This is a genomic window from Streptomyces sp. NPDC059224 (assembly GCF_042754285.1).
Classification (GTDB): domain Bacteria; phylum Actinomycetota; class Actinomycetes; order Streptomycetales; family Streptomycetaceae; genus Streptomyces.
On record NZ_JBHZAN010000058.1, the window covers coordinates 39,437 to 47,666 of the forward strand.

The window sequence follows — 8,230 nt, forward strand, 5'->3', positions numbered from 1 at the left end:
TCAGCGCTGCACAGACGTAAAGAAGGGCGGTCACCAGATCGCCGACCGTCTGGTGACCGCCCGCTCAAGACCCGTCTCCGGCACGCTGGTGGCCAGCCGTACCAGGGGCGGGCAAGCTTCAGGAGTGAGACGTGGAGGCCGTCACAGCATGTCCCCGGGCGGGCCGTCGACGAAGCTGCAGCGAAGCCCGAGTGATGAACCGCTGCGAGCGTTGGGGCCAGCGTGAGTAGCGACCTCGTAGGCTTCACCGTTTGAGCTCTGCTGGAAGAGGTGCCGCTCGGGACCATCGCGCGATGCGGTCCGCCCGGGAGTCCGCCGGTGCTCTGCGTCGGGCATTACCTGCATGACGGCCGCTGGACTGACCTGTTCCGTCAGCTGTTGACTCACACCGTGCAGCCCTGGGCCGGGCAGCTGCGGTCGAGGTCCATACGCGCGAACGTGCGCCATCCCATTGCCGACTCCTCGATGCACAGCTCACGCGTGACAGCAGCGACAATCGCCAACCCACGGCCGTGTTCGTCACGATCGCTGACCGCAGCAGTGGCCTGCATGGCTCCGTGATCAACCACCGTGATGTCCAGGGTTGAGCCACTCCGGGCGACAAGGAGTGTCATCTCCTCGCGCCCGTGCCTTACGGCGTTGGTGAGCAGCTCGCTGATCACCAACGCTGCTGTCTCCTGCTCGTCGGTGGTCATCACCCATCCGGTGAAGAGCACCGAGACATGGCTCCGGAGAAGGCCGACCGACCGAGGCTTCGCAGGCGCCGTGATGCTGACGCTGTGCACACGCCAGTCCGAGACCGGATTCGACGGCTTCCTGCTGTTCCCGAGGCCCTCCACGTCTGAGGGGGCAGTGTTCATAAAGGTGAACACGGCTGGCCACCTCCGTATCTGTGTTCCTCAACCCTCGGAAGCAGCCGACAATCTCGGGGTGATGCCGCCGATGGCGTGAGCTGTGACGGTAATGCGGACGCTGAGCATCCGTCTCTTAGTTGGACCGTACAATACACGTATTGACCGGTCAATAGGGGTGGCTTTTGCGTACCTTCCCGCCATCGCGGCGCCCGCAGCAGCCATCTCGCGCCGCCTACGGGGGCGGGCGGATGTGCCCTTTGGTGCGCAGGCCCCCGCGAGGAGACGAATGCCGCCACGCCCGACCGCCATGCGCCCTTGCGAGTCGCGGACGGTGGGTGTGCAGGCGTGGATGCACAGCTTCACGAGATGCTCGCCGACCGCGCGGAGCTCGGCTCGCGCCCGGCGGGCGGTTTGCTGACCGCTGGAGGGATGCGGCGGCCCTCCCGGCCTCCTGCAGGGCTGCACGTGACCCCACCGGAACTGGCAGTGATGTGGTCAGGCTGCGTCTCATCGGCAACGGGAGCCGACAACGCTGAATCCCCGAAGGATGCCCCACGGCTGCCGCATTCACAGTCGAGCAGTCGAACACTTGAACGGGGCGGTTCGGTAACGTTTCTTGACCGTGAAAATCAGGTATTGACCGATCAAATAGCGGGGGGTTAGATTTTGAGCCATGGCAGTCCCGACGTACCTGCGGATCCGCTCCGAGCTGGAGCAGCAGATCCGGTCTGGCGAACTTCCTCCTGGCAGCCGGCTTCCCACTGAAGCCGAGCTCCAGGAGCAGTACTCAATCGGCCGTGCGACCGCGCAGCGAGTGCTGACCGAGCTGGCTCAGGCTGGGCTGGTGGAGCGCCACCGCCGACGGGGCACTTTCGTCACCGAGGGAGCACGGCAGGAGAATCTGCTGCGCTTCGTCAACACGGCGCTGCCTGGGCCGAAGATCGCCGGGCGGCACGCCGTGGAGTCTGTGACGGTGGTCCCGGCCTGCGATGCCGGAGTGGAGTTGCCTGGCGTACCGGACGACACGCCAGTGCATCAGCTGCGACGGCTGAAGTTCGACGTCGACGACAACGTGATCGGTGTTGAGCTCAGCGCCGTTCCGTTCGCGCTGGCACCGCGGCTGCAGGACGAAGATCTCAACCATCTGACGATGCACGACTATTTCGCGCGGGTCGGCATCCCTGCAGTCAAAGCTCGTATCTACATCGATCCAATCTCAGTTGACGCCGCGACCGCGGCTCAGCTGCGCATCCCCGAAGGCCAGGCAGTGATCCGGCTACGCCGGCTGACCTGGTTGGCCGACGGCAACCTCGCCGAGGCACGGTGGGACATCAACCGCCCGGACCTCGTCGAGTTCTTCCTCGAACAGACCGTTCAGCCCTCCAAGGGGTTCTAGCCGCATCCCTTTCCCGCCGGTTGACCTGACCGACGGTCGGCTTGCCAGGCCAGGTGGCACCTCTCACCCCGATCCCATCAGGCCTTTCACCGAGTACGCGTTGCTGTCCGACGCGGGTTTGTATTCCTTTCCCGCTGCCGGACGGCTCCCCCGCAACAGCGTTTCAGGGCGTGCACGCACAGCCTCGGCTGGTGCGCCACAGCTGCGTGCGGGTGTCGTCCCGCAATCAGGTCCATGCCTTGGGGTTTCCCATAGGGGCACGTCTGCCCGTATGCGCTACCCGTGCTGCGCGATCCCACCGCTCCCTTTCTGGATTCCATCGCCCGCCGGTCCGCCCTTAAGCATCATTTTCGTCACGAAATGCCTCCCTTCTGAATCGGAAGAGCAGTCCAATCCCCTCAAGAAGATCAGCCCTTCTGCACCCGAAAGGCCCTCTGAGATGACGCATACCCCGAGCAGTCGTCCGGTCGCCGGCGGTTCCATGAACCGATTGTTCCGGGCGCTCAGCGCCCTGGAGCGGGCGGGCAACAAGCTTCCCCACCCGTTCTGGCTGTTCGGGATTTTGGCAGCCATCCTTGGGGTGACGAGTGCGGTACTGGCCTATGCTGATGTGTCCGTCACGCTTCCCTCGACGGGGGACTCCGTCGAGGTGAAGAACCTGCTCTCGGTCGAGGGGGCCAAGTTCGCTGCCGAGTCCGCGCTGGACAACTTCGCCGGGTTCCCGCCGCTGGGAGTCGTCGTGGTGGTTCTGTTGGGCGTCAGCATCACCGAGAAGAGCGGCCTTCTCACCGCATTGCTGCGCGTCACCATCGGCAAGCTGCCGAGGCGCTGGCTCACCTTCTCCATCGCGTTCAGTTGCATGATCGCCCACGTCATGGGCGACTCCGCCTACCTCGTGATGATTCCGCTGGGTGCGCTGGCCTTCCGCACCGTAGGCCGAAGCCCCTTGCTCGGCCTGATGGTTGCCTACGCATCGACGGCTATCGGATTCAACGCCAGCCCGCTGGTGACACCGTCCGATGCGATCCGCTCATCCCTCGCGGCCGCCGCCGCGCAGACCGTGGACCCGGACTACGTCATTACGCCGGTAGCCACCTACTTCTTCACTGCGGCGTCATCGGTATTCCTCGCCGCCGTTATCGCCCTTCTGGTCGACCGAGTCCTGGCAAAGCGGCCTGAGTTCACACCGGCCCCCGAGGACGACCTGGCCGCCGACAAGCTCTTCAACGCCAGCCACACCCAGCCCACCCATGACGGCGGATCCGACGGCAACGTCCGGCTCACGATGGAGCTCACAGCCGCGGAGAAGCGCGGCATGGCGTGGTCCGCTGCTGTGTTCGTGATCTATGCGCTGGGTGTCTCTGCGCTCCTACTCCCGGGCTCCCCCTTCCTCGGCGAGGGCGGCAGCATCGCCCAGTCGGTGGTTGTCGTGAACATTGCCGTGTTCATCGCCCTGCTGTTCGCGATCCTCGGAATCGTGTACGGCAGACGAGTGGGCACCTTCCCTTCCCTGTCGGCCGTCCCGGCCGCCATGGCAGATGGCATCAGGTCCATCGCCCCCGTGATCGTTCTCTTCTTCGTGGTAGCGCAGTTCCTCGCCTACTTCACCTGGACCGGCGTCGGCCAGGTGATCACCGTCGAAGGCGCCGACTTCCTCAAGTCCCTGGACGCGCCCCACCTCGTCATCCTGCTCGTGATCATCGTGGCCATCAGCGGTCTCAACATCATCATCAGCAGCGGGTCTGCGATGTGGTCCATCCTCGCGCCCGTGCTGGTGCCGCTGGTGATGTATGTCGGGCTTGCCCCACAAGCGGCGATGGTCTCCTTCATGATCGGAGACTCGGTCACCAACACCACCCCGATGAACGCCTACTTCATCCTGGCCCTGAGCTTCGTCCAGCAGTTCCGCAAGGGCGCAGGCATCGGAACTCTGCTGTCGTTCACGGTCCCCATCGCGTTCACCGTGCTCATCTCCTGGTCCGCCTTCTTCACCCTCTGGTACGTGATCGGAATCCCCCTCGGCCCAGGAGTGGCCGTCAGGTAGAACCGCAGCCCAGCACCGGCACTCCCCTGCCGGGCAGCCGCGGCCTGACACGCGCAGGGTCACAGCTCCGAGACCCCTGCGCACCTCGCGGCTCGGCAAAGCCGAGTCTCCCATCGAAACACAACAGAACGGATAGTCCTTTAATGGGAAGCATCGCCATTATCGGCGCAGGCAACGTCGGTCAGGCAATCGCCGGCCACATGTCGATCCAGGGCCACGACGTGCGGCTCTTCGACAGGTGGGGCCACGATCTCGAACCGATCAAGGCCAACGACGGCGGCATCACCCTGATCGGCGAGTTGGAAGGTCACGGCAAACCCGCGCTGCTGACCACCGACCTCGCTGAAGCCGTCCACGGCGCCCAGGTCGTCATCGTCGCAGCACCGGCCTTCGCCCACGCCTACATTTCGAAGGAACTCGCGGCGGTACTCGAACCCTCCCAGCTCGTGCTGTTCCAGCCAGCCGTGCTCGGCAGTGGCGTTGAACTCGCCCGCATGTTCGGGGTCGCCGGACGGACACCGTCCCTCATCGCTGAAACAGCCACCAGCCTCTACACGTGCCGCCTGCGCGAGCCCGCCCATGTCTACATCGGGGCGATAAAGCAGACTGTCCCGCTGGCAGCCGTCCCCAGTGCGGACACTCCCCAGGCACTGACGATCCTGCGGGCGTACTTCGGCGATCGGTACGTGTCCGGAGGTGACGCGCTGGCCGTCGGACTCACCAACTCCAACCCCATCTACCACGTTCCGCCAGCGGTGCTGAACTTCAAGACCGTCGAGGACGTCGACCGCCGGCCGCTTCACTCCCTGGTGACCCCCCGCATCGCCGAAGTCATCGACGCACTCGACCAGGAGCGCATCGCCCTGGCGGACGCGCTGGGGGTGAAATCTGGGAGCTTCTGGGACTTCCTCAACACCGCCTACGGCGTCTCCGAAGGCAGCTTCGCCGAGCGCATCGAACAAGGCTACGGCCGTCAGGCATTCCCCGAGCCGGACTCGCTCAAGCACCGGTACTTCACCGAAGACGTCCCGTTCGGACTGGTCATCTGGAGCTCACTGGCCGCACAGATTGGCCTCTCCATGCCCTTGACAGACGCGTTCATCGCCCTGACCAACACCCTGTGCGGAGAAGACTTCGTCGCCAGCGGCCGAACTGCAGAGTCCCTGGGACTGCTCGGCGCCCACGCCGGCTCGATCCGAGCAGCATTCATCGAGGGCCCCGTGTGCTGACCGACTGACCGACACTCAGCGCGCCGGCTACCCGCAGCCTCACATCCGGCCGGGGGTAGCCGGCGCGCTGCCTGCCACGCCCGGGTCTCCAGCAGACGGGCTCAATCTCCGAAGTGGAGTACCCAGTGGTTCTGAAAACCTTCGGCTGGTCGTTCGTGGTCACCGCGCTCGGCCTGGTTGCGGCGGTCCTCTTCGGGGGGTGGTCCGCCCTCGGCATCGTGGCGATCCTCTCCGTCCTCGAGATCTCGCTGTCGTTCGACAACGCGGTGGTCAACGCCGGGATCCTGAAGAAGATGAATGCCTTCTGGCAGAAGGTCTTCCTCACCATCGGCATCCTGATCGCCGTGTTCGGTATGCGTCTGGTGTTCCCCGTCGTCATCGTCGCGATCAGCGCCTCGCTCGGACCGATCGAAGCGGTCGACCTCGCGCTCAACGACAAGGACCACTACCAGCAACTGGTGACGGACGCGCACCCGGCAATCGCCGCGTTCGGTGGCATGTTCCTGCTGATGATCTTCCTGGACTTCATCTTCGAGGACAGGGACATCAAGTGGCTGAGCTGGCTGGAGCGCCCGCTGGCCAAGCTCGGCAAGGTCGACATGCTGTCGGTCTGCATCGCCCTGATCGTCCTGCTGATCTCGGCCCTCACCTTCGCGACCAACGCACACCAGCACGGCGGCACGCACGTCGACAAGGCGGAGACGGTCCTGCTCTCCGGTATCGGAGGCCTGATCACGTACCTGATCGTGGGCGGTCTCTCCGGCTACTTCGAGGACAAGCTCGAAGAGCAGGAGGAACACGAGCACGAGGCGGAGGAAGAGGCCGAGCGCACCGGCAAGCCCCGCTCCGCGGTCGTCCTGGCTGGCAAGGCCGCCTTCTTCATGTTCCTCTACCTCGAGGTCCTGGACGCCTCCTTCTCTTTCGACGGTGTGATCGGCGCTTTCGCCATCACCAACGACATCGTCCTGATGGCGCTGGGCCTCGGTATCGGGGCCATGTACGTCCGGTCGCTGACCGTGTACCTGGTGCGCCAGGGCACCCTCGACGACTACGTCTACCTGGAGCACGGCGCGCACTACGCCATCAGCGCGCTCGCCGCGATCCTGCTGGTCACCATCCAGTACGAGATCAACGAGTTCATCACCGGCTCGGTCGGTGTGATCCTGATCGCCTGGTCCTTCTGGTCCTCGGTGCGCCGCAACCGCGCCGTCCTAGGTTCGCCCTAGTGTCCTGAGTCTTTGATTCGGTTCAAATATCCGGTGAGGCGTTCGAAGATCTCGTCAGCGGTCTTCGTCCAGACGAAGGGCCTGGGGTTGTCGTTCCAGTCGGCGATCCAGGCCCGGATGTCCTTCTCCAGGACTTGGACGTTCCTGTGGACACCACGCCGTATTTGCTTGCCCGTCAGCAACGCGAACCAGCGCTCCACTTGGTTGAGCCAGGACGAGCTGGTCGGAGTGAAGTGCATGTGGAACCGGGGATGGGCCAGCAGTGAGGTGACCCCCGGAGTGTGGACACAGGGGTTCATGCCGCGAGTGTGAGTCTATGTCCTCGCTGGTGCTGCTGTTCGAACTCGACAGGTGAGAGGTAGCCGAGTGAGCTGTGGCGTCTGCGGGCGTTGTAGTAGGTGAGCCACTGGAAGATCTCCAGCCGGGCCTGACGAACCGTCGTGAACGTGCCGTGCAGGGCTTCTCTCTTCAGCCCCTGCCAGAACGATTCGGCCAGCGCGTTGTCGTAACTCGACCCGGCGCGACCCATGCTTCTGTGGACCCCGAAACGCTCGTTGACCTGGGCGAACGTGGCGGAGGTGTACTGGGCGAGTTCAACCAGTCGTTGCAACACCGGGCTGTTGCAGCGAGCGTAGCTGCTCTTCGAAGACCTCGGCGGGTGTCCGCCAGCCGAGGGTCTTGCGGGGCCGGTTGTTGATCGCCATGGCGACGGCTTCGAGGTCCGTGGACGACCACCGGGACAGATCGCTGCCCTTCGGGTGCCTCTGTGTTTGTCAAGGTGTCTGGTGTAGTGGCGTAAGGTCGGTTTCGGCGGGTCCGGGAAGTGACTTGTCCGAAGAGTCGGCCGTCGGGGTTGGGCCGACCGCGCTGGATGCTGTAGTCGCCCCCGGTTGTCCTCCTGGGCCCGTCGTTCGGGTGCGGCGGCGTTCATCGCCGACCATCGTGCGCCAGACGTGATCAGCCAGGCGGCGTTTCAGACAGCGCTGTGCTTCCCTGGGTGTCTTGCCTTCTGCGATTTTGGCCTTGAAGTAGGCGTGGCCCCGGGTGCCGGGCATGCGGATCTGCGTGATGGCCACGGTGTGGAGTGCCGAGTTGAGCTGGCGGTCGCCGCGCCTGGACAGGCGGTGGTGTGCGCGGCCGGCGCTGGCTATCTCGATGGGGGCGGTGCCAGCGTACTGGGCGAAGGCGCTGGCAGTTGGGAAGCGGGTGGGGTTTCCGGTCCGGCCCAGGAGGCGGGCGGCGGTTATGGCTGCGATGCCGGGAGTGTCGGTCAGCCGGCTTCCGGATTCTGTGACCAGTGCAGCCATGGATTTGGCGTTGTTCTTCAGCTTCACGTCCCATGCGCGGACTGAACCGTTCCGGGTTCGGTAGAGACTCGATTCCGTGAAAGGATTGAGTCATGGCACGTCCCTCCTCCTATCCCGTTGAGCTGCGCAAACGAGCGGTCCGTATGGTTGCCGAGGTCCGTGGTGACTATCCGA

6 protein-coding genes and 3 pseudogenes are annotated in these 8,230 nt (G+C 64.6%); 4 read left to right on the top strand and 5 right to left on the bottom strand.

Annotation, left to right across the window (positions count from 1 at the left end; genetic code table 11):
- Positions 1 to 383: 383 nt before the first annotated feature.
- Entirely contained in the window at positions 384 to 860 is a 477-nt protein-coding gene (locus tag ACFXI4_RS40780; protein ID WP_385001625.1) for an ATP-binding protein, read from the bottom strand.
- Between the two features lie 667 nt (positions 861 to 1,527).
- On the opposite strand from ACFXI4_RS40780, the gene ACFXI4_RS40785 reads away from it, so the two are divergent.
- From ACFXI4_RS40785 to ACFXI4_RS40800, 4 genes are all read left to right on the top strand, one after another.
- Complete coding sequence (locus tag ACFXI4_RS40785; protein WP_385001608.1) at positions 1,528 to 2,250, top strand: GntR family transcriptional regulator; 723 nt, start codon at positions 1,528 to 1,530, stop codon at positions 2,248 to 2,250.
- Positions 2,251 to 2,689: 439 nt separating this feature from the next.
- Entirely contained in the window at positions 2,690 to 4,294 is a 1,605-nt protein-coding gene (locus ACFXI4_RS40790) for an AbgT family transporter (protein ID WP_385001611.1), read from the top strand.
- Positions 4,295 to 4,437: 143 nt separating this feature from the next.
- On the top strand, positions 4,438 to 5,523 hold the full coding sequence (locus tag ACFXI4_RS40795) for an NAD/NADP octopine/nopaline dehydrogenase family protein (RefSeq protein ID WP_385001614.1): 1,086 nt from the start codon (positions 4,438 to 4,440) through the stop codon (positions 5,521 to 5,523).
- A 125-nt stretch (positions 5,524 to 5,648) separates the two neighbouring features.
- Complete coding sequence (locus ACFXI4_RS40800) at positions 5,649 to 6,749, top strand: DUF475 domain-containing protein (protein ID WP_385001616.1); 1,101 nt, start codon at positions 5,649 to 5,651, stop codon at positions 6,747 to 6,749.
- On the opposite strand, the pseudogene ACFXI4_RS40805 reads toward ACFXI4_RS40800, so the two are convergent.
- From ACFXI4_RS40805 to ACFXI4_RS40820, 4 genes and pseudogenes are all read right to left on the bottom strand, one after another.
- A pseudogene (locus ACFXI4_RS40805) lies at positions 6,746 to 7,030 on the bottom strand (IS630 family transposase); the annotation flags it as partial. The gene ACFXI4_RS40800 and the pseudogene ACFXI4_RS40805 sit on opposite strands and share 4 nt — an antisense overlap.
- Positions 7,031 to 7,044: 14 nt before the next feature.
- Positions 7,045 to 7,338 (bottom strand): annotated as a pseudogene (locus tag ACFXI4_RS40810) (integrase core domain-containing protein); the annotation flags it as partial.
- 4 nt (positions 7,339 to 7,342) lie between these two features.
- Positions 7,343 to 7,516 (bottom strand): annotated as a pseudogene (locus tag ACFXI4_RS40815) (IS30 family transposase); the annotation flags it as partial.
- 6 nt (positions 7,517 to 7,522) lie between these two features.
- A complete protein-coding gene (locus ACFXI4_RS40820; protein ID WP_385001619.1) occupies positions 7,523 to 8,083 on the bottom strand; it encodes a transposase in 561 nt (186 codons plus the stop codon).
- Positions 8,084 to 8,230 lie beyond the last annotated feature (147 nt).

Bases quoted from the DNA above. Each gene is read 5' to 3' on its own strand.
- ACFXI4_RS40790 (WP_385001611.1), top strand. From the start codon at position 2,690: ATGACGCATACCCCGAGCAGTCGTCCGGTCGCCGGCGGTTCCATGAAC.
- ACFXI4_RS40785 (WP_385001608.1), top strand. From the start codon at position 1,528: ATGGCAGTCCCGACGTACCTGCGGATCCGCTCCGAGCTGGAGCAGCAG.
- ACFXI4_RS40780 (WP_385001625.1), bottom strand. From the start codon at position 860: ATGAACACTGCCCCCTCAGACGTGGAGGGCCTCGGGAACAGCAGGAAG.
- ACFXI4_RS40795 (WP_385001614.1), top strand. From the start codon at position 4,438: ATGGGAAGCATCGCCATTATCGGCGCAGGCAACGTCGGTCAGGCAATC.